Origin of the sequence: Ahniella affigens (genome assembly GCF_003015185.1) — a bacterium.
GTDB classification, from domain to species: domain Bacteria; phylum Pseudomonadota; class Gammaproteobacteria; order Xanthomonadales; family Ahniellaceae; genus Ahniella; species Ahniella affigens.
In genome coordinates this window covers 47,880-68,576 of sequence record NZ_CP027860.1, presented here as the reverse complement: position 1 = coordinate 68,576, position 20,697 = coordinate 47,880, and the positions used below count along the sequence as shown (strand labels likewise).

Sequence of the window (20,697 nt, the reverse complement as noted above, 5' to 3'; positions counted from 1 at the left end):
TCCGCGCACAATCGCACGTGGTGTTCCATGGCGTTCGGGGGAGGGGCGACAGGCACACCTCCGACAATGCCGAAGGGCTTCGCGCTTTAACGGTTAAGACTGGCGGGAAGCGAACGCCCCACAACACGTTCGCGCACAACGGATGAGTTCCTTCAACTGGCAACGAGCTGCCGGCTTGGTGCGCCCAAGTGGTCCTACGCGACAGAGCCGCTGTAAGTATCCAACTTACCCTCGTACCAAAGCCCTGGAGCCATCCGACTCCGGTTCAGCCCACGGCACGCCTTAGCCCCGCGTCATCCAGGATCGATTGTTTAGAATTGCGCAGCCAATCGCCGCAAAACGAGCCTCGAGCGAGAGGTGGATGCGGTGCATCGGAAAAGACCAGAAGATGACGCCGCGATCGATGCCAGTCTGAAGGCACAGTTTGGCCCGGGTCAGGCAACTCCCGATGCGGTGTCCTAGCCGATTCCACACTTGCGCAAGTGGTACCTCGTATCTACGGATCATCCTCAGCAAACACGACTTTCAGCTTACGCCCGGTCAACCGTTCCAACGCCAATGGCCACGCGCCGGCCGACGCGAGCGTGCGCATGGCCGCATCGGGACTGAGGCCTTCATGTTGCATGGCATAGGCGGCATAAAGCATCGCCGCTCGGCCGCCCGAAGCACAATGCACGAGGACCTTGCCATCGTTTGAATCGACCGCGTTCTGCAGCGCCTTCAGGACGGCGGGTTGGTAGTCGCTGCTTGCAGCGATTGGCAGATGTTGGTACTGGATGCCCTGCATCGCTACCAAGTCTGACTCAGCAAAGTTGAGCGATGCCATCTCTTCGTCACTGCGCAAATTGATGACATGGCTGATGCCTCTCGCCTTAAGTGAGTGAAGGTCACCCTCGGTTGGCTGTGCTGCAATAATGATAGACCCCTTAGCCGTTGCCTGATCCAGAACCGATGCGACCTCGGTCGCCTGTTTCGGTGGGTTGGTGGCGCAAGCGCTGAGCAACATTGCCAGGGATAGGCAGAGGGTGTGGCATAACAGTTTGGCGTTGTGGCGCATGGCTTGTCAGTTTGAGTGGGAATGCCGACGTTGTAGTCCACGATGTCGCTGACACACAACGGCCCGGGATCTGGTTTGCGCCGAACCGCGGCGTCGACGCGCCAGCGCGAGCAGCCTTTGGAGCCGCCAGTCGGGGGTTGATGGCACCGATCCCCGGTTCGGAATTGGCGGCTGTCCGTTTCCTTGGTGGCATAAACCAGCGATAATGGGCGATTAATGCACGGAATCATCTTTTTCGTGCTTCCGGTCAGCCCTGAGTGAGTACCCCTGTGTTTCTGCAACGTCTTCCGGAGTTCATCTCCAACCATTTCATCCTGGTCAGCATCTTTCTGCTGGTGCTGTTTTTGATCATTTCCCATGAATTTCAGAGCTTTACACGGAAGTACAAGAGCATCCAGCCCGCCGAGCTGACGCGGCTTGTCAATCGCGAAAACGCGCTACTGATCGACGTGTCGTCGCAGGCCGAGTTCGAGTCTGGCCATATCGCCGGGTCCAAGCACGTAGCCATGACCCAGTTTGACCCAGAAAACAAAGAGTTGGCCAAGGTCCGCGAATTGCCGGTCGTTGTCGTGTGTCGAAGCGGTCAACGCGCTGCGACGGCTTGCGAGCGGCTAACGAAGGCCGGATTCGCCAAGGTCTATTGGCTGGACGGCGGGATATCCAGTTGGGCGTCGGCTGATCTGCCGTTGATGAAGGGCAAGGCCTGACGCTAACAAATTTGTCGGCGGTCCCAGCGCCGGGATTCGCAAGGGCCAAAGTTCGGTCGTTGTCGCTTTTTGTAGGAGGGCCTTCAGGCCCGAACCAAGCTTGCGGCATCACCTTTCGCGGCTGAAGCCGCTCCCACAAAAACCGCTGGGCCTTCAGGCCCGAACCAATCTGACCGCAAGTACCGGTCGCGGCTGAAGCCACTCCCACAAAAGCCGCCGGGCCTTCAGGCCCGGACCGGGCTCGCGGCAAGGTCACCTACTGACGCAGCCTGAACAGGCCCAAGCCAACCCAAATCCGCACCGAATCACCCGCCCCACTGCCTCATCCGCGCACGATTTGCCCTTGAAATCGGGCGAAATTCGCCCAAAGTCGATGTCCGTGGGATAATCCCGCTTCTTTTCTTAACCGCAGCGCGCCGGTCGGTGTGCTGTTCCATCCCTAAAATTTGAGAAAGTGAACATGAGCGAGAACGAAAACGCCGTCGCCAACGGCGCGGAACAGGCCGGTGCGGTCGGTCAGGTTGCCATTCAGAAGATTTACGTGCGCGACAGCTCTTTTGAAGTGCCGAACGCTCCGATGATCTTCCAGGAGCAGGGCCAGCCGAACATCCAGCTGAACATCGGCCAGAAGGTTCAGCAGCTCGCCGAGGCGGTGTTTGAGGTCGTGCTCACGGTGACCGTTACCTGCAAGATTGCCGACAAAACGGCCTACTTGGCCGAAGTTCAGCAGGCCGGCATTTTCTCGGTCAGCGGCTTCGATCAACCAAGCACGCATGCCGTGCTGAATACGTTCTGCCCGTCGAATCTGTACCCGTTTGCCCGCCAGGCGATCTGCGAGCTGACGGTCAATGGTGGCTTCCCACCGTTCCTGCTGCAGCCACTGAACTTTGACCAGATGTACGCCGACCAGATGCGTCGTCGTGAAACCGCTGGCAACGCCTGATCCAGGGCTGCCATGCCACTGAATGCCAGAGTGGCCGTACTCGGGGCGGGTTCCTGGGGCACGGCGTTGGCCATGGTGCTCGCCCGTCATGGGGTGCGCACCACACTTTGGGGCCGCGACACCGCGGCCATGGCTGCTATGGCGGAAGCGCGCTGCAACGCGCGCTATCTGCCGGACTCCTTGTTTCCCGACGGACTCGCGGTCACCGCCGATCTGAATTCGGCGCTCAGTGATGCCGACGATTGGCTGCTGGTGACGCCAAGCCACGCGTTCCGGGAAGTGCTGGAGCATGCGTGCGCTACTGGGCACCGTCCCAACGGGCTCAGCTGGGCAACCAAAGGTTTTGAACCCGGCACGGGACGGTTCTTGCACGAAGTGGCCGAAGACATTGTTGGGCGCTACCTGCCGCTCGCGATCGTGACGGGTCCTTCGTTCGCCAAGGAAGTCGCTGCCGGCTTACCAACCGCCGTCACCGTGCACTCCGAACACGAACCGTACGCCGACCAGGTCGCCAAACGCCTGCATGGCCCGGGCTTCCGGGCGTACACCGGCAACGATGTGATCGGCGCCGAGCTCGGCGGCGCAATGAAGAACGTGCTGGCGGTTGCGACCGGCGTGGCCGACGGCATGAAGCTGGGATTGAATGCCCGCGCCGGCATGATCACGCGCGGTCTGAACGAAATGATCCGCGTGTGCCACGCCCTTGGCGGCCGACCGGAGACGCTGATGGGCTTGGCTGGCGTTGGCGATCTGGTGTTGACGTGTACGGGCGATCTGTCCCGAAACCGGCGCCTGGGTCTGGCCTTGGGTCGCGGGATCCCGCTGTCGCAGGCCGTCAAAGAGATCGGCCAGGTGGTCGAGAGCGTCCAGACCGCGAATGAGGTCATGCGAATTGCCGAAAAGCATGGGCTCGACCTGCCAATCACCGAGCAAGTCAGTCGCGTGCTGAACGAAGAGATTACCCCGGCGGAAGGCCTCAAGGCGCTTCTGGCGCGAGAGCAAAAGCCTGAGTATCCGCCCGGATTGTTCGGCTCCTGATCGCCCGGCCCGCGTGGGTGATGCGTGGATTTGCCCTTGTTCAAGCTGACGGGCACTTGATTCGAACGCCTGCTCCACTGTTTCGGCGTACACTTTAGAGCTGACTGCTCTGGAGCCCCCCATGCGCGCCATCCACCGCCTGCTTTGCACCCTACCCTTGCTGCTCAGTGCTGATCTGGCGCTCGCTCAGGATGTGCGCCAGGGCACGCACGGCATGCTGCTGATCGTCAATCCACAGGGGCTCATCGCCTCGCATCTGCCGATGTATCACCAACCACATGATGTGCAAGCCGTGTTGGCCCTGAGCCCAGCGTCGCGTGCGGACAAAGATTTCATCGACACGTTGTCGGCCTCCACGCCCGAAATTCTGTACACGATCTCACCGGAGCCGTTCGACCTCAGCCGCTTGAGCCCGGGTGCCAGCGACGAGTTGGAAGAATTCTGTGCAGCCCTGTTCCTTGGCCACTTCGAGCGCGGTGGTCGCCAGCTCAGCGAGCGCGTCTGCTTCAGCGTCGACGACACGCTGCTGTTCCGCCCAATCGCCGCCAACATGGCCAAGGAAGACAAAGCCCATTGGCTGGTCTTCGAAATCGGCGCCGACCGGTATGCCGCCCACGAAATTGCCGGCGCCCCGGACTTTGATCAGTGGATGCGACTCACCGGTGGCCGCAAGTTGGATGCGGGCCGCTTCCGCTCCATGCGCGACAACACCATTGTCGGTAGCGACAAACTCGAGCGCGGCACGAAACTCAATTTGATTCGCGACGACGGCGACAAGGTCGAATCGCGGGTTGAGGCCGTGCTGTATCGGGAAACGTCGGATTTGGCCAAGTAGGCAGCTGTGCTTGCGTCACACTAAACGCTCGCGATTAAGCAACCGATGGCGCAACGTGCGGTGATTCGGCTTGCCAGCCTGATTTCCACACTCGGGCATCCCGCGATGCTGATGTCGTTGGCGGTGGTCTTTGCGCCCGTACGGCACGCCAGTCCCAACCAATCAGCGGCCACTTGGCTGGTGCCGTTGCTGATCGTGGCGATCGGACTCGCGTTCGCATTCTGGAAGGTCCATCGCGGGCAGTGGCAACACGTGGACGCTTCTGTTCCGAAGGAACGCACCCAACTCAACGTGTTCATGCTTTGCGTATTGGTTGGGGCCAGTGCGTTGTGTTGGTTCGGGCTGGGACAAGTGGCGCTCGCACTTGGACTCGCTGCGAGCAGCGTGATTCTTGCGAGCGCCTTGATCCTTGCACGCTGGCTGAAACTGTCATTGCACGTGAGCTTTGCGGCTCTGGCGGCTTGTGTGCTCGTAAGTGACTACCTGAGCGTCGCAGTGGCTGCTGGCAGCATTATGCTGATCACGTGGTCCCGATTGCAGTTGCAGCGGCATACCTGGTCTGACGTCGTCGCCGGCCTGAGTGTGGGGTTGCTTGCCGGAACAGGCTGGCGTCTGGTGGTTTGGTGATCGGGACGGATCCGGCTGAACGGCTGCATTCGAATCGAATTGCACTATTAGGGAGGGTCTGAAGAAGTCCATCCTGGACTTTCAGACCCGCACTGAGTCCGGCACATGTCCGGACTTAGTGCTCCAGAATCAACCACTTGCGTGCTTGATTCTGGGCGGGCCATCCATGGCCAGTATTTGCCGGTCTGAAAAAGTCCATCCTGGACTTTCAGACCCGCACTGAGTCCGGCACATGTCCGGACTCACTGCTCCAGAATCAATCACTGACGTGCTTGATTCTGGGCGGGCCATCCATGGCCAGTATTTGCCGGTCTGAAAAAGTCCATCCTGGACTTTCAGGCCCGCACTGAGTCCGGCACATGTCCGGACTCACTGCTCCAGAATCAATCACTGACGTGCTTGATTCTGGGCGGGCCATCCATGGCCAGTATTTGCCGGTCTGAAAAAGTCCATCCTGGACTTTCAGGCCCGCACTGAGTCCGGCACATGTCCGGACCCAGTGCTCCAGAATCAACCACTTGCGTGTTTGATTCTGGGCGGGCCATCCATGGCCAGTATTTGCCGGTCTGAAAAAGTCCATCCTGGACTTTCAGGCCCGCACTGAGTCCGGCACATGTCCGGACTCACTGCTCCAGAATCAATCACTGACGTGCTTGATTCTGGGCGGGCCATCCATGGCCCGCATCGCCTCTGACCTTGTTCAGAGGCTCCTTAACGCCGGCCGGAACTCGCCTGCAAACTGTAGAGACGATGAATTTCCCCGCCCTTCGCAAGCAGCAGTTCAAGCTGCTGGCGTTGTGCATTGGAAATCGGCCGAAGGTTAGAATGCAAGTGGTTCACATCAGCGTGCGCCGATTCGATTTGTGCCTGCAAGCGCAATAAGCTTTGCTCGTGCCGAGCTCGAAAAGCCGTTTCACGGTCGGAGCGATTGGGAATCGTCTGATGGAACGCAACGATCATGCCCCCTTTCCAGGCGAGCAAGGCATCGACGACTGCGGCTTCAAGTTCATCCAGACTTTGCAAGCGCGCGGGCGACAATTGGTCTGCGTTGTCGATCTGCGCCTCACGCAAGACAAGTTTGTGTCGGGCTTGGACACGTGGGTCTTGGCACTGGTTCAGCGAAGTCTTCTGGAGATAAAGGGATTGGGCCTGATGTATTGCTGCCTGCGCCTCGCTCCTGAATGCTTCTAGTCCGTCGCGCCGAAGTAACTCGTATTCGTCAATCAGCGCCATGAGTTGATCGGTGCGAATTCTGAGCGTGTGTACGCCAAGCTCCAGATTCATCCTTTTTAAAGCTACCTCCAGTTTGGCTTCGACTTCGAAGTAGTCGAACTCCAATGCCTGAACGATTTGTTTCCGGCGGCGCTCGGTGATGATGATGGCGACAGACGCCCCCAGCACACCCAAGATTGTCGAACCACCGATAGTCATCAAGATCAGCAGTTCCCGCGATTCCCGATCGGCAGGCCAGTCAACCAGTACAATCAGCAGCGCCGCAAGCACCAAAGCGGCACAAACGGAAACAGCGGTCACCGTACTATGGTTCGACCCTATCTCACTGACGCAGGGCAATCGCGGTAGCACTACCGATATCGGGTCTGGAAACTGGATTCTTAGCACTTCCGCCCGCAGTGCGCGGATCTGCTGCTCGCTCCATAGCGTGACCCTCGGCGCCGGCGCGGTCTTTGGAATCGTTTGATTCCCAAATAACACGATGCGCTGACTATTCAACGCGCACCAACAGCAGCTTTCCAACTGACCAGGATAGCGATGCAGCGCACGTTGGGAACAGGTCTTGAGACCGGCTCGAAGCCTATCAAGTGCCGCGACCCACGCTGCAGCAGTCGGCCGCGCGGTAACGCTTGGCTCGAGGAACGCCTGTTCAAATAGATCTTGTATCGAAAGTGGCAAAACATTGATCGGCACCGAGCGCGGCGGCGGCAACAGCAGGCGAAGATTCGCATCGCGCGCGTAGGCATACCGGAACTCCCGGATGTTCGACTCCAGTGTTTCGCCGACGTGCTCGCTTTGCGGCACGCCAGAGAAGGGATGGCGTCCGCCCATCAACAGGTGAAAGATCAAAAGCGCGAGACCAAAGCAATCATGGTTCGACGTGCGGAGCACTTGTTCGAAACCACCGCTATGTTGCAACTCGGGCGGCGTGAAGTGCGCGACACCGACTTCGCATCGATGGACGATGCCGCCAAAACGGACCTGAAATGAATCGCAATCGATCAGAATCACCTGACTGTCGGCGCCTACCAACACGTTTCCCTGATTGACGTCGCCGAGCACGTGACCATGGTCGTGCACGGTGTCAAATGCCGCCGCAATGTTGCGCGCCACGTAGACGAGAAAGCCAAAGTCGGTATTCGGAAATGCCGAACGGCGCTGCCCAGGGCTATACAGCATATGCACTGGCTTGCGCGCCTTGATACGCTGCATCGTGAAGCCAACGACGGCGCTATCGGACGGCTGATGCAAGGTTTCTTCTGGCCACGCTGCGTATTGGTGCAGACGATCATCGAGTCCTGCGGCCATGCGGATCAGCTTGTCCTGTTTCCTTGCATCAGGGACGTCGTGATACAACTTTGCAACCAAGTCGGGCTGGCCAACCACTTCATAGACCGCGCCTTCGCCACCGCGGCCAAGTTCCCGACCAAGAGGAACGGACCGACCGATCTTGTCGACAAGTTGGTTCATCGCGCCAGCCCCCTCACGACAACGCCTCGCGACAATAGTCTTGATACGCAGCGGCGCGCTGTTCGACTAGCACCTGGAGCTGGGCGGCATCCGATTTGCTCAGGGGTTTGGTGTTGACCTTGATCGTCGACAACTTTTGCCAGCCGCTCTGGATTCGATCTTCCAGTGCCACTTGAACGCGATGTAACTCACGCCGGTCAGCCTGCCCGTCAACACTCATGATCGGTGCGTTCTTCAAATGTTTCTGCTCCAAATCCCGACGCCAGTCGAGCAACGCTGAGATGGACTCCGTGCGCTTCAGTTCAGCCGCGGCCAACGATTGCGGTGTGATGTCAGCTGCTGTCCAAACACCGGCGCGTTGCAGACGCACGCGTTCCACCGCACCGACGCGAGCATCTTTCCAATCATATAGCGCGAATCGACCAAGGAACTTCGCCAAAGCCTGGTCAGAAGCGGCTTGCTGACTCGGGGTCAGCTGACCCGGCACGCGCCTCAAATGCGCTTCGTACTGACCGAGAAGCTCGTCGATCTGCTTTCGTTGCGCGAGAAACGGCTCCGCCCCACGCTGCTGATTGAATCGGTTGACCAATTGCTGCAGACGAATCGTACAATCGTTGATTCGTGTCGTTAAATGTTGCAGGCGCAGATCCCGCAGGTGCACCATGTGATGCCACCAAATCACTACGGCCGTTGGCCCAACAATCAAGCTCACCAGCATGAAGAGCACAGACTGCCAGTTCAGCAGTATCAGCATTGTCACGAACACACATGCCAATCCAACGAATAGTCCTGACACGATATAGGGCATCCAGCCATCGGCACGCACGGGCGCCGGCAGCGTTGGCAGCGCGGGTACTTGAATCAGACTGGGCACGGGGAGCTGTTCGAGCTTTCGACGCATCCCGCGAAGGTCGAAAGCCAAAGCCGGCATCGACGCCGACCACACTGGTTTGCCCGGGCGCTCGCTGAACAGATACACCTGTTCGGTTTCGAGCTCGCACCACAGACACGTTGGGCGGTGTCCGCCATCGATGTGTGCCGGATTCCGCGCACAGGTCCGAAGCGTGCTGCGAAACTGATCGAGTGCAGATACCCAGTCGGCAGCACTCGGACGGCGCTGCACGCCACTTTCGGTAAACGCCGCCTCGAACATGCCAATGATCGCCAACGGCATCGCATCGATAGGCATTGCACGTGGTGGCGGCACTAACAGGCGGCGCATCGCATCACGCGCATAGGCGTAGCGAAAGTCGCGGATATCGGCCTCCAACGCGTTGCCCACCCGTTCGCTTTGCGGCACGCCAGAGAACGGATGCCGACCACCCATTAGGAGATGAAAGATCAGCAACGCCAAACCAAAGCCGTCATGGTTGGATGTCCGCGTGGTGGTCTCGAACGCATTGACGCGCTGCAGTTCCGGCGGGGTGAAGTGCGCGACGCCCACCTCGCAGCGATGCAACGCGGCACCAAACCGCACTTGGAACGAATCACAGTCAATCAACACAACCTGACTGTCTTCACCAACGAGTACATTGCCCTGGTTGACATCACCGAGCACATGACCGTGATCATGCAAGGTATCGAATGCCGCCGCCACGTTGCGCGCAACGAACAACAAGAAGTCAAAGCGCACTTTTGGAAACATCTGCCGACGCTGCGCGGGGCTGTAGAGCATATGAATTGGTGCGCGCTGTTCGATGCGCTGCATGATGAAGCCGACAACAGCGCGATCGGATTCGCGGTGCAAGGTTGCCTCGGGCCAGGCGGCGTAACGACGCAGCCGATCGTCGACGCCCGCTGCCATCAGCCGGAGCTTTTCCTGTTTCTTGCCAGCGGGCAGCTCGTGATAGATCTTGGCGACCAAGCCTTGCTTGCCATCGAGCGCGAATACCGAGCCTTCGCCGCCGCGACCGAGCTCGCGCCCCAGCGGAACGGGTCGACCTTCGGCATCGACGATCCGGTTCATGCCACCCGGCAAGCCAGAATCAAGGTCTTGTCGTCATCGGTACGGGCATTGACCTTGTCTGAACTGAGAAATTGCTCCAGCGCCTGATCCAGTTGCTCGCGCGTTGGGCTTGGTACTTTGCCCAAGGTTTGGAAGAACGGCGCAAAGAATGGCGCGTGCGGGGTGAGATCTTGCAGACTCAGCGCGAGCCGCTGCAGCCCATCCGAAAACAGCGCCATCCGCTCAACACGCGCACTCGTCTGCACGGCAACGCGCGTTTCGGCATCGTCGTCAATCAGAAAGTGTGTCATGTTGACGTATTCACCCGACATTGGCGTGATCGCAAGCGCTAAGCCATCACCGTGATCCAGCACAATGCCGCCGTCGCCAATCTGAAACGCGAGCGTCTGATCGCGGAACGCGAGCACCCCTAGCAACGTACACGCGAACTCGCGGACCGGCAGGCCCGCGTTGTCGGCGAGCGACACCATGGCCGCGCGACCGCTCCGCACCAGCTGACTGATGAACGCTGCATCGAAGCTGGCACCGATCATATTCGCGTGCTGGCGACAGTGTTCGGCGGCGGTGCCTACCGCCGCCTGGGCTGCTTGTTCGGCCATGCTCGCCGAACCGGCGCCATCAGCAACAAACGCCATCAAGGCGGGTTCACCGAGAATCATCGGCAATGTATCGACCAAGTACGCATCCTGACACGGCGTGTTGCCGCGCAGATGACTGCTGCCGACCGCAGCGGCCGAAGCGATCGCCCAACTCACACTGAGGCCCAACCGGATGGTGGCTCCAGCTTCACCTCGGTGCCCGGCGTAGACCTGGACACCGAACGCAAAGAACTCGACAACCAACTGAAGAGCTCGCGGAACTTCAAACCATCGAGAGACAGTGGCGCGCGCGTGCTGATCTGGCTAAGAATCGTCATGTTCGCGCCACGCACGCCGATCGGAAAGAACGCGAATGACTTGTCTTGTTCGCCCTGTTTGATCAGTGTTTCGGCTTGCGCCCAGGCATCGGTCGGTGCGCCATCGGTGATCAGAAAGATCCAGGGCCGATAGTACGAAATACCGTTCTGACGGTATTCCTGCTTGCGCTGGCGAACCATTTCGACTGCCATCTCGATCGCCTGACCGAGCGGGGTATCGCCATTGGCTTTGAGCGTTGGCGGTGTGAACGTGGCGGCCGTCTCGAACTCTTGCAACACCCGCGCCGGGCCAAACCCGATGATGCCCACCTCGACGCGCTTCATCGCCAAACCATCGGCCAACAACTCATCGCGAAACACAGCAAGCCCGGCATTGAGTTCGGCAATAGGCGGACCAGCCATCGAACCGGAGTGATCGAGGACCAGCAGGCACGGACAGCGGGGCTCAGGGTTGTCGGCGAAGTCGCTGGTTTCAAAGATGATCTGGTCGGACATAGCGGTTCCTCAAGCGGGTTATAGCGGCGTTGTAGCACAAGCTACCATAGCGCCACACGGCGTCCCGACCGTTGTCCGCTCAGCCGCGCAGTCATTCGCGCACAACGGTGGTTTTTTGCGGTGGGTAAAGGTTTGGCCCGTTGGGAGGCGCGATTTCATCCGGGCTTGCCGCAAGATTGATTCGCGGCTGAAGCCGCTCCTACAAACATTATCGCTCGAACCCGCCGTTGCGGCGAGGCCGGTTGCCTTTTTGTAGGAGGGCCTTCAGGCCCGAACCGGGCTTGCAGCAAGATTGATTCGCGGCTGAAGCCGCTCCCACAAGAACCACCGCTCGAACCCGCGTTTGCGGCGGGGCCGGTTGCCTTTCTGTCGGAGGGCCTTCAGGCCCGAACCGGGCTTGCCGCAAGATTGATTCGCGGCTGAAGCCGCTCCTAAATAAGTCATCGCTCGAACCCGCCGTTGCGGCGAGGCCGGTTGCCTTTCTGTCGGAGGGCCTTCAGGCCCGAGCCGGGCTTGCAGCAAGATCGATTCGCGGCTGAAGCCGCTCCTACAAAAGTCATCGCTCGAACCCGCCGTTGCGGCGAGGCCGGTCGCATTTCTGTAGGAGGGCCTTCAGGCCCGAACCGGGCTTGCAGCAAGATTGATTCGCGGCTGAAGCCGCTCCTACAAAAACCGCCGCTCGATCCCGCGCTTGCGGCGAGGTCGGTTGCCTTGTTGTAGGAGGGCCTTCAGGCCCGAACCGGGCTTGCCGCAAGTTTGATTCGCGCCTGCTCCCGACGCTCGTCAAATCGCTTGCGGCATCTTGCCGATCCAGCGGGCCAGTTCGGTCTTGATCCCATGACCGCTCTGATTGAGCCAGTCGCGTTGCGAATCTACTTCTGGAAACACATCGGCGACGCGATCCCAGAACTTGCTGGAATGATTGCGCACCCACAGATGGCACATTTCATGGACGACGACATATTCCAGCGCCTTCGGTGGCGCCAGAATCAACGACAGATCCAAGGTCATGTGGCCACTGGAACTCAGGCTGCCCCATAGTGTTTTCATCGGCAGAAAGCGAAAACCCGACACCGACTTGCCGAGCCGCAATTCGTAGTAAGCCGCAAGACGCGTCGATTCGCGGCGCATTTCGCGCATCAGAAAATTGCGGATGCCGCGCGTTGCAATCGGCAACGCATCGTCGCGATCCATCGGCAAGCCAATGATCAGATCGTTGTTGCTGATGCGGATCTTTGGAAATGATTCGTGCTTCCACACCACCGGGAGTTGCACACCACGAAACGTGAGACTGTCCTCACGACCGGGCACGGGCGCACTGAGTTTGCGACCAGTCAATTCGAGCTGACGGAGCTTCTTGGCGAGCCAGTCGGCGTGCTCACGCAAGAACGCGCGAATCGTGGCCGGATGCGTGCCTTCCGGCATCGAAACGCGCGCGCCGCCGGCACCCACGGTCAGATTCAGACGCCGTGCGCGCGCACTGACCGTGGCCAGTACGCGAACGCGCCGACCTTGGCTGGTTTCGACCTCAAGCAACTGCTCAGCCTGCATGACGAACACCTCAATCTGTGGGCAACTAGCCAATCTGTGGGCACCCAACAGGCCCGCCGGGAAGCCGTTCAAAACAGCCAGCCAGGAAGCCCCTTCCCGCCTTTGGATTCAAGCGGAATCCGTTAGACCCCGCAACGTCCGAAAGGCGTGTTCGGGTGGTTTCGGCCCGCGGCCGACACCATTCCGTAACCAATTGATATATCAGCTTTTTCTCAAAGCCTGAGACAACGTGATCGCATGGTTTGCCGGCGCAGCCGCAGGGTGATTCGCGCAAAACCCCCGAAAACGCCCGGATCCAACCGACCGGCCGGCACTTTTTGCCCGATTTCCGGTCGGTACTATGGCACTGGCCCGCGCAGTTCTCGATCACTCTGGCGCCGCCGTTGCCCTTTCCGTCTTCTTGGAGCCCTCTCATGCCTGTTCAACGCGTTCTTGCTCGGCTTCAGTACTTGGTTTGTGGTGTGCTGCTGGTCTTGGCTGCCCCGCTCAGCGTGGCTCAGGTGACCGTAACGGGTCAGGCCGAAGTGCAGGTGCAGCCCGATTACGCGCTGTTCAAGTTGGCCGTCGTCAACTACGGCGAATCGCTGGTTCCGACGCGGGAAAAGAACCAAGCAACCGTTGCGCGCTGGCTCGCGCGAGCAAAAGAGCTTGGCATGAGTCAAAACGACTTGGCCACGACGCCCGCGATGACATTCCCATCGCGATGGCAGTGCGGCACCTGTACCGAGGCGGAGCAAAAAACCGGCTTCACCGCTCGTTCGGAAGCCACGTTCACGCTGCGGCGAATCAACCTGCTCGCCACGCTTGCGAATGAATTGTCCACCGACCCGACAGTGATGCTGATGGACGTGGAGTATCACACGAGCGCGCTCCGCCAATATCGCGATCAGGCCCGCGCCATGGCGATCCGCGCGGCGCGCGAAAAGGCTCAGGCACTTGCGCGCGAACTCGGTCAGGACATTGGCGCCGCAACCAGCATCAACGAATCCAACGATCTCGGCTCCGGCTTCTGGTCTTGGTCGCAATGGGGCTACAGCTGCTGCGGGTATTACCGGAGCTATGGCCAATACGGCGGCGGTGGTTTTGCACAGAACGTCATGAGCGTGGCCCCGAGCAGCGGCGAGCCCAATGAGGGCGCCATCGCCCCAGGCATGATTCCGGTGCGTGCCAGCGTGTCGGTGGTGTTCGAGCTCACGCGCTGATCTGCCAAGACCGCGGCGTAAGTCTCTCAGGCGCTATGACGCAGTGGCTGCCTGAGGTTGTGCCAGTCCAATGAACTGCGCGACATCAAGTTGCTCGGCGCGGGCACCCGGATCGATCCCGTGTGCCCGCAACTCGGTTTCGTCGACCACGCCTTTCAGCGTATTGCGGAGTGTCTTGCGGCGCATCGAAAACGCTGCTTTGACCACCAGTTCGAGCCGCGCATCGTCAAACTCTGGCCAACTGCCGACCGGCAGTGGCTGGAGCCGCACGATGGCGGAATCCACTTTGGGTGCCGGCGTGAACGCCGACGGCGGTACGTTGAACAGATGTTCCACCGCGAACATGGATTGCAGCATCACCGTCAGGCGGCCGTAGTCCTTGTTGTCGGGTCCGGCAGCGATGCGCTCGACCACTTCTTTTTGCAACATGAAATGCATGTCGCGGATCGCGGAGCGGTGTTCGCGCGCCAGAAACAGAATCGGCGAAGAGATGTTGTAGGGCAGATTGCCGACCAGCCGAATCGGCCCGCCAAGGCGCTCCGCCAACGCGCTGAAATCGACCTTCAGCACATCCGACTCGACGATCTGGATGCGTGCATCCTGCTGCTTCAACCAGGGAATCAGATCGCGATCGATCTCGATGGCCGTCAGCGCGTCGGTACGCTTCAGCAACGCGAAGCTCAAAGCGCCGCGACCCGGACCAATCTCGACGATGGGCTCACCCGGCTTCGGATCAATGGCCCGCACAATGTTGTCGATGACTTGGCGGTCATGCAGAAAGTTCTGCCCGAACTGTTTCTTGGCGCGATGGCCATCGGGTCCACGATTCATTGGCGTTCCGAAATGAGATCGAGGGCCAGGCGCGTCGCCGCAATCAGGCTGCCCGGATCGGCCACGCCTTGCCCAGCCAGATCGAGCGCCGTGCCGTGATCGACGCTGGTTCGAATATAAGGCAGCCCGAGGGTCATATTGACCGCGTGCCCAAACCCCGCGTACTTCAGCACCGGCAACCCCTGGTCGTGATACATCGCCAATACGGCGTCGAACGCGGCCAGGCGACTCGGCACCATCGCGGTATCGGCAGGCAACGGGCCGATCAACTGCATGCCTTCTGCCCGCCACGCATTGAGCACCGGCTCGATGATTTCGATTTCCTCCCGACCCAGATGACCGCTCTCACCTGCGTGTGGGTTCAAACCAAGGACAGCGATACGCGGCGTATCAATCTTGAAACGTTCGCGCAGTTCGCGGTGCAGAATGCAAAGCGTGTTGCTGAGTTCATCGGGCTTGATGGCATCGGCGACTGCACGGAGTGGCAAGTGGGTGGTCTGCAATGCCACGCGAAGGCGATCGGCAACCAACAGCATGACGACCGGTCGCTTGACCCGTTCGGCGAAAAATTCGGTATGCCCGGTAAAACGTACCGCACCTTGATTGAGCACCGACTTCTGCACAGGCGCCGTCACGATGGCCGCGAACTCACCGCTTTCGGCGCCTTCGGCAGCGCGGGTGAGCATCGCCATGACCGCCGGCGCATTGGCCGGATTCAACTGGCCGTGGCGTACCGGCTCGGCCAGCGGAACGGGCAACACACTGAGCGCACCGGGCTGGTGCCGGCGCGGCTCTGCCGGATCATACGAATGCAGTTGCAGCGGCAAGTGGAGCCGCGCGGCCAGGTCTGCGAGCTGCGCTGGATCAGCCAGCGCCACCAGTTCAGCAGACCAGGGCAATTGCGCGACGCGAACCAACAGCTCCGGGCCGATGCCGGCAGGTTCGCCGGCGGTCAGCGCCAGGCGCAGCATGGGTCAGCCAGCCGCGGTGAGACGATTTTCGATGTAAGCCTCGCCCTTCAGCTGGCGCAGGAAGGCATCGTATTCTTCTTCAGCCTTGCGATTGACCAACGTCTCGCGGGCCTGTTCGCGGCGGGCTTCCACGCTGCGATCGACTTCCCGACTGGCTTCACGGAGCAGCACGTGCCACCCGAGATCGGAGCGGAATGGCTCGGACAACTCGCCGTCCTTCAGGCCGTCGATGACTTGGGTCACGCGCGGACCGAACGCGCCTTCCGGCGACCAGCCCATGTCGCCACCCAGGTTCGACGTTGCGTCGTCTTCCGAAAACTTGCGGGCGGTTTCTTCGAATTTGGCGCCCTTGAGCAGCAGATCACGAATTTTCTGGATGCGATCCAACGCCTGGTCTTCGGTCACGAGTTCGCTGACCTTGACCACGACGTGCCGGGTATGAAATTCCTTGACGACCGTCTTCTCGGCCTCACGCTCGTCGACAAGCTTCAAGATGTGGAACCCACTTGGGCCGCGGACGGGCTCGGAGACTTCGCCCTTCCGCAGGCGGCCGACGATTTCGGCAAAGGCGGACGGAATCTGCTCCATGCGACGCCAGCCGAGATCACCACCTTCGAGGGCTTGCTGGCCATCCGAGTATTTGATCGCTGCCGACGCAAAATCGAGACCGCCGTTCAGCTCTTCGATGACTTTGGCCGCTTTGCCTGCCGAGGCCTGGACCGCGCTGGCATTGGCATTTTCTGGGATGCCGATCAGGATGTGCGAGACACGGATTTCGCCGGTCCGGAGTTGATTGCTGGCGAGCAGAATGTCCACTTCTGTATCGCTGACCTGAACGCGCGACTGCACAAAGCGCTGCCGCAGGCGCTGTACGGAGAGCTCGTCTCTTAGACCGTTGCGGAACTCCTCGAAGCTCGCGCCATCGCGCTCGATCGCTGAACGCAGTTGCGGAATCGAGGCGTTGTTTTGCGCGGCGAGTCGGTTCAGCGCGTCGTCGACTTCAATGTCGGATACACGAATACCCGTACCCTCGGCGCGCGCAACCTGGACCCGTTGCAGAATCAGCCGCTCAAGCACTTGGCGTTCGATCACATCGCGCGGCGGCAGCGCCGCCGATTGCCCGCGGGATTCAAATTGCGCGAGCACGCTGGTAACGGCTCGATCGAGCTCGCTATTCAGGATCACATCCTCGTCGACCACCGCGATGATCTTGTCGATGTCCTGCACCGTGACCCCTTGCGCCAGCGCCGAAATCGGCAGAGCCGAAGCCAGGGTCAAGACAAGGGCTGGAAGAATTCGCTTCATCATGGACATTCCGTACTGTGTTGCTGGAGAACGCGGCGGCAGCGCGAGACGGGTCGAAAATTGACCCGTGGCGCGGACCCCGCGAAAAAAGGGGTGGTGGCCGGATTGATCAGGCACTGGCTCAGCGATAGCCGAGAATAGCACGGCGCAGGAAGTCCTCAGCCCGACGGCCGAGCGAGCCCAATCCCTTGAACTCGAGTTCCACGTAAATGCCATTGTTCAGGTCACCTTCGATGTTGCGGACATAGCGCCGACCGAGAATCCGGACGGCAATACAGCACGTCGAGTATTCAAATCCCGCTAAACCCTCGAGCAATTCATCGTCCCGGAGGCTTTGGTTCACGCGCGCGATCAAGAGCCAGTTGTCCTTGATCGGAATCGCCGTGGACACATCGACCTGCTCGAACAGATCGCGCCGGTAGCGATAGCCGACATTGACCACGCCGCGATCCCAAAAGTGCCGCTGCACGTAGACGCTGGACAACTCGGTGGCGCTCACCGCCGGGTCGTACTGATGGGTGGCGGCCAGGGTCCAGTCCTTGGTCCAGTTCAGCTCCAGGTCGGCCACATAGGCCGAGCCGGGCTCATCCCGGAGCGGCGTGCCGGGCAATGCGATGCGCGGCGGATCCAGATAGCGGATCTGACCGAGCGAAAACCGGAACCGCTCCAGTCCCGCATCGTCCAGATAACGCGTGGTCAGCGCGGCCGTGACTTGCTTGGCGTCGATCTGGCGATCGGCACCGGTAAACGCGTTGTCACGGAACAGCGAGCCCCAGCCGAAAGTGAAGGCTTGCGTGTCGAACAGCGGCAAGTTGTCCTGATTCTCGTACGGCACATAGAGCGCGTAGACCCGCGGCTCAAGTGTTTGCGTGCCATCGGCACCAAACCAGTTTGCCTCGCGCTCAAAAATCAAGCCGGAATCCAGGCTCGCAATCGGCATCCCGCGCGTCGGACTGGAGTCGATATCCCGATCCAGCTCATACGCGGTGTAACGGTAACCGAGCTTCGGGCGCAAAAACCCGTAGCTTCGCTCCAACGGCCAGATCACGGCGGGGGTCAAATCCAGACGATTGCCACCGTCGACGCCATCCTTGCTGAAGCGGACGAGTTCGGATTCCAACTGAAACTGCGGCCCACTCAGATTCGGGGTCAAATAGTCAAAGGTCGCGCGCGGCAAACGGCGATACGGCTCGACATTCAGCGGCAGACGCGGGTCGGTCACTTCCTGGCGATCGCCGCCGACCGAGAACGTCCACGACGGGGCCCGACCGGTCAAGTAGGCTGAGGACGGCAGCAAGCTGGTGGCGACCGAGCTCAGTGAATCACCGAAGTCCTCGAAATACCGATCATCGGAGACATCGCGAATGTCGGCGTTCAAGAACCAGTTCGCGCCAAATCGCTGCTGGTGCCGGAAATCAAACGAGGTACGGCGATCATCAGCCTTGCGATCGTGATCCAACCAACTGAACTCGAACTCCGTCAGCGACGCTTCGCCCAAGTACCGCGTTTCGGCAGCGAGCATCAGGCCGCGCTCTTGGATGTAGCGCGGTTTCAACGTGGCGTCGTAGTTGGGTGCCAGGTTCAAGTAGTACGGTACGATCAGGTCGAAGCCCGAATCGTTCGCGCTGCCAAGCTGCGGATACAAGAAACCGGTCTTGCGCTGCGCGTCGGTCGGAAAACTCATTCGCGGCCAGTAAAAGATCGGCACCTTGCCCAGTTGCAGGCGCACGTTCTCGGCGCGGCCCACCTGTTTGTCCGAGTCAATCTCGATTTTCTGGGCAGCGAGCGACCACGCCGGATGCGCCGGATCACAACTGGTGAACGTCGCGCGCGTCAGCGCACTCTTCGGCCCAGCCAGACTGGCCGTTTCGGCGCGACCATTGCCGCGGCCATCTCGCATTTGGAACAACACTTGATTCAGCAGGGTGCCGTCGTCAGCGCTCCAGGTTCCGGACTGCGCCGTGGCCAGCATGCGCTGATCCTGATAGCTGAGCGGGGCCGGGAATGCCGCCTTGGGTGGTTCGGTTTGATAGGTCGCTGATTCGCTCTTCACTTCCTGGTCGGCGCGCTGCATGACGACGTTGCCATTCGCGCTGTATTGACCGTCCTTACCGAGTTGGTAGCGATCCGCTTCGATATGGGTGTCGGCCGTGTCGCGGCCTTCGTTGATCAGCGTTTGATTGGGCGTGAACAGCGGCGCCACACACGACTGACACAGGGCACCGAAACAAGTGTCGGCGGCCAGGGCCGGGGTGGGCAACAGGCAAGCTAGAGCAAGGAGGCGCATTTTCATCCGCATAGCTTGCCTGAGCGCTCGGAGCTTGGATAGGTCGGCCCGCGCCCGAGATTCACGTTGCGTCTGGGTATTGACACCAAGTTCTTATACTTCAATAGGTTACGCCAATAGGGAGACATCAGACGCGCTGGCTCAAGCCTGCACCACCCGGTTTCGCCCCTGCCCCTTGGCCTTGTACAGCGCCTTGTCGGCTGCCTGCAGCACCTCGCGCGGCTGTTTGCGCTTTTCCGTGCGCTGAGCGAGCCCAAGACTGGCCGTTACTTTGACGTCCTTCGGCTTGCCCGGTTTGCCCTGCGCGTTCGGGCTCCGAACCCGGATCGGCTTGGACTCCAGGGCCGTCCGGGCCGACTCGCAGCCGTCCATCGCGTGATCGACCTGGCCGTCGACATAGAGCAGACAGAACTCCTCGCCACCGTAGCGAAACGCCTTGCCTCGGGACTGTTTGTGCAGCAGGGCGGCGACTTCGCGCAATACCACGTCGCCGGCCGCATGCCCGTGGGTATCGTTGAACTGCTTGAAGTGATCGACGTCCACCATCGCAATCGCAAAGGTCCCAGACAGTCGATCCAGCGTCTCATCCAACGCGCGGCGATTGGGTAACCCGGTCAGGCCGTCGACGAATGCCATGCGATACGAACCGACGAGCACCAACAGCATGGTCAGCGCCGCTGCGAGCACCAGCCAAATCGCAAACGCTGCGGGGCTGCCGACCTGCGTCCAGACCGCGGCAATCGCCAGCATCAGCACGGCGCCCGCCGCATCAAAAAACGCGCCTCGAAGAATCCAGCGCACTAACAGCACGCTGGCCGCCAGCGCGTGCAAGCCCGCCGCACCAAGGCCTGGGTGCGCACTCGGGTTGATTGCCAGACCAATGTTCAGCAGCGCACGCAGCACGTGCGCGGGCGCGTACTGGCTCAATACGAGCAGTAGCGCCAAGGCCCCCAGCCAGAAGGCACTCCGGCGGGCCCGCCAGCGGGCTTCCGGCATGATTGCCGCGTAGGCAAACAACCATGGCAGGAATGCGAGCGCCGAGGTCGTCCCGCGCACGGGATCGGCCTTCGTCAGGGCGAGCGCCATCAGGACCATGAGCACGGAGCACTGAAACAGCCGATGCCGACGAAACCCTGCGGTGAGCAGGGCGGCAGCAAGGGTCGCGGTCAGCGGTAACCAGTCGGGCAGCATGAAGTCGGGCAGTCAGTCAGCCTCCAATCCTCGCCGGTCTGGGTCGGCCACTCAACTGCTGCGTGCAAGGTC

At 60.5% G+C, this 20,697-nt stretch carries 17 protein-coding genes; 6 read left to right on the top strand and 11 right to left on the bottom strand.

The genetic code is table 11. From position 1 onward, the window contains the following. Nucleotides 1–496 precede the first annotated feature (496 nt). Nucleotides 497–1,006: a protein tyrosine phosphatase family protein gene (locus tag C7S18_RS00290; protein WP_240624065.1), complete on the bottom strand. Its 510-nt coding sequence runs from the start codon at nucleotides 1,004–1,006 to the stop codon at nucleotides 497–499. Nucleotides 1,007–1,326: 320 nt separating this feature from the next. On the opposite strand from C7S18_RS00290, the gene C7S18_RS00285 reads away from it, so the two are divergent. From C7S18_RS00285 to C7S18_RS00265, 5 genes are all read left to right on the top strand, one after another. After that, nucleotides 1,327–1,764: a rhodanese-like domain-containing protein gene (locus C7S18_RS00285; RefSeq protein WP_106889653.1), complete on the top strand. Its 438-nt coding sequence runs from the start codon at nucleotides 1,327–1,329 to the stop codon at nucleotides 1,762–1,764. A 460-nt stretch (nucleotides 1,765–2,224) separates the two neighbouring features. Next, the gene (gene secB, locus C7S18_RS00280) at nucleotides 2,225–2,707 is read left to right on the top strand and encodes a protein-export chaperone SecB (protein ID WP_106889652.1); all 483 of its coding nucleotides are present in this window, start codon (nucleotides 2,225–2,227) and stop codon (nucleotides 2,705–2,707) included. Nucleotides 2,708–2,719: 12 nt separating this feature from the next. Further along, nucleotides 2,720–3,745: an NAD(P)H-dependent glycerol-3-phosphate dehydrogenase gene (locus C7S18_RS00275; RefSeq protein WP_106889651.1), complete on the top strand. Its 1,026-nt coding sequence runs from the start codon at nucleotides 2,720–2,722 to the stop codon at nucleotides 3,743–3,745. 121 nt (nucleotides 3,746–3,866) lie between these two features. Next, nucleotides 3,867–4,580 carry a hypothetical protein gene (locus C7S18_RS00270; RefSeq protein WP_106889650.1) on the top strand — a complete coding sequence of 238 codons (714 nt, stop codon included), beginning with the start codon at nucleotides 3,867–3,869 and terminating at the stop codon, nucleotides 4,578–4,580. Between the two features lie 45 nt (nucleotides 4,581–4,625). Further along, nucleotides 4,626–5,207, top strand: coding sequence for a hypothetical protein (locus C7S18_RS00265; RefSeq protein WP_106889649.1), 582 nt, complete (start codon nucleotides 4,626–4,628; stop codon nucleotides 5,205–5,207). A gap of 711 nt (nucleotides 5,208–5,918) precedes the next feature. Here the strand turns inward: C7S18_RS00265 and C7S18_RS00260 are convergent. From C7S18_RS00260 to C7S18_RS00240, 5 genes are all read right to left on the bottom strand, one after another. Then, nucleotides 5,919–7,910, bottom strand: coding sequence for a helix-hairpin-helix domain-containing protein (locus C7S18_RS00260; protein ID WP_106889648.1), 1,992 nt, complete (start codon nucleotides 7,908–7,910; stop codon nucleotides 5,919–5,921). A 13-nt stretch (nucleotides 7,911–7,923) separates the two neighbouring features. Then, entirely contained in the window at nucleotides 7,924–9,876 is a 1,953-nt protein-coding gene (locus C7S18_RS00255; protein WP_106889647.1) for a helix-hairpin-helix domain-containing protein, read from the bottom strand. Next, on the bottom strand, nucleotides 9,873–10,631 hold the full coding sequence (locus C7S18_RS00250) for a PP2C family serine/threonine-protein phosphatase (protein ID WP_170113023.1): 759 nt from the start codon (nucleotides 10,629–10,631) through the stop codon (nucleotides 9,873–9,875). The genes C7S18_RS00255 and C7S18_RS00250 overlap by 4 nt, the downstream gene beginning before the upstream one ends. Beyond that, nucleotides 10,628–11,287: a vWA domain-containing protein gene (locus tag C7S18_RS00245; protein WP_106889645.1), complete on the bottom strand. Its 660-nt coding sequence runs from the start codon at nucleotides 11,285–11,287 to the stop codon at nucleotides 10,628–10,630. Before C7S18_RS00245 ends, C7S18_RS00250 begins: the two co-directional genes overlap by 4 nt. A gap of 783 nt (nucleotides 11,288–12,070) precedes the next feature. Next, nucleotides 12,071–12,838 carry a M48 family metallopeptidase gene (locus C7S18_RS00240; protein WP_106889644.1) on the bottom strand — a complete coding sequence of 256 codons (768 nt, stop codon included), beginning with the start codon at nucleotides 12,836–12,838 and terminating at the stop codon, nucleotides 12,071–12,073. A gap of 413 nt (nucleotides 12,839–13,251) precedes the next feature. Between C7S18_RS00240 and C7S18_RS00235 the strand changes: the two genes are divergently transcribed. Continuing rightward, on the top strand, nucleotides 13,252–14,040 hold the full coding sequence (locus tag C7S18_RS00235; protein WP_106889643.1) for an SIMPL domain-containing protein: 789 nt from the start codon (nucleotides 13,252–13,254) through the stop codon (nucleotides 14,038–14,040). A 33-nt stretch (nucleotides 14,041–14,073) separates the two neighbouring features. Here the strand turns inward: C7S18_RS00235 and rsmA are convergent, their stop codons facing one another. The 5 genes from rsmA to C7S18_RS00210 all read right to left on the bottom strand — a co-directional run bounded on the left by rsmA (nucleotide 14,074) and on the right by C7S18_RS00210 (nucleotide 20,625). Further along, nucleotides 14,074–14,871, bottom strand: a complete 798-nt coding sequence (rsmA, locus tag C7S18_RS00230) for a 16S rRNA (adenine(1518)-N(6)/adenine(1519)-N(6))-dimethyltransferase RsmA (protein WP_106889642.1) — start codon at nucleotides 14,869–14,871, stop codon at nucleotides 14,074–14,076. Further along, nucleotides 14,868–15,842: a 4-hydroxythreonine-4-phosphate dehydrogenase PdxA gene (gene pdxA / locus C7S18_RS00225; protein WP_106889641.1), complete on the bottom strand. Its 975-nt coding sequence runs from the start codon at nucleotides 15,840–15,842 to the stop codon at nucleotides 14,868–14,870. Before pdxA ends, rsmA begins: the two co-directional genes overlap by 4 nt. Nucleotides 15,843–15,845: 3 nt before the next feature. Beyond that, complete coding sequence (locus C7S18_RS00220) at nucleotides 15,846–17,150, bottom strand: peptidylprolyl isomerase (RefSeq protein WP_170113022.1); 1,305 nt, start codon at nucleotides 17,148–17,150, stop codon at nucleotides 15,846–15,848. A 118-nt stretch (nucleotides 17,151–17,268) separates the two neighbouring features. After that, the gene (locus C7S18_RS00215; RefSeq protein ID WP_170113021.1) at nucleotides 17,269–19,440 is read right to left on the bottom strand and encodes an LPS-assembly protein LptD; all 2,172 of its coding nucleotides are present in this window, start codon (nucleotides 19,438–19,440) and stop codon (nucleotides 17,269–17,271) included. 135 nt (nucleotides 19,441–19,575) lie between these two features. After that, nucleotides 19,576–20,625: a GGDEF domain-containing protein gene (locus tag C7S18_RS00210; protein WP_106889638.1), complete on the bottom strand. Its 1,050-nt coding sequence runs from the start codon at nucleotides 20,623–20,625 to the stop codon at nucleotides 19,576–19,578. Nucleotides 20,626–20,697: the final 72 nt, after the last annotated feature.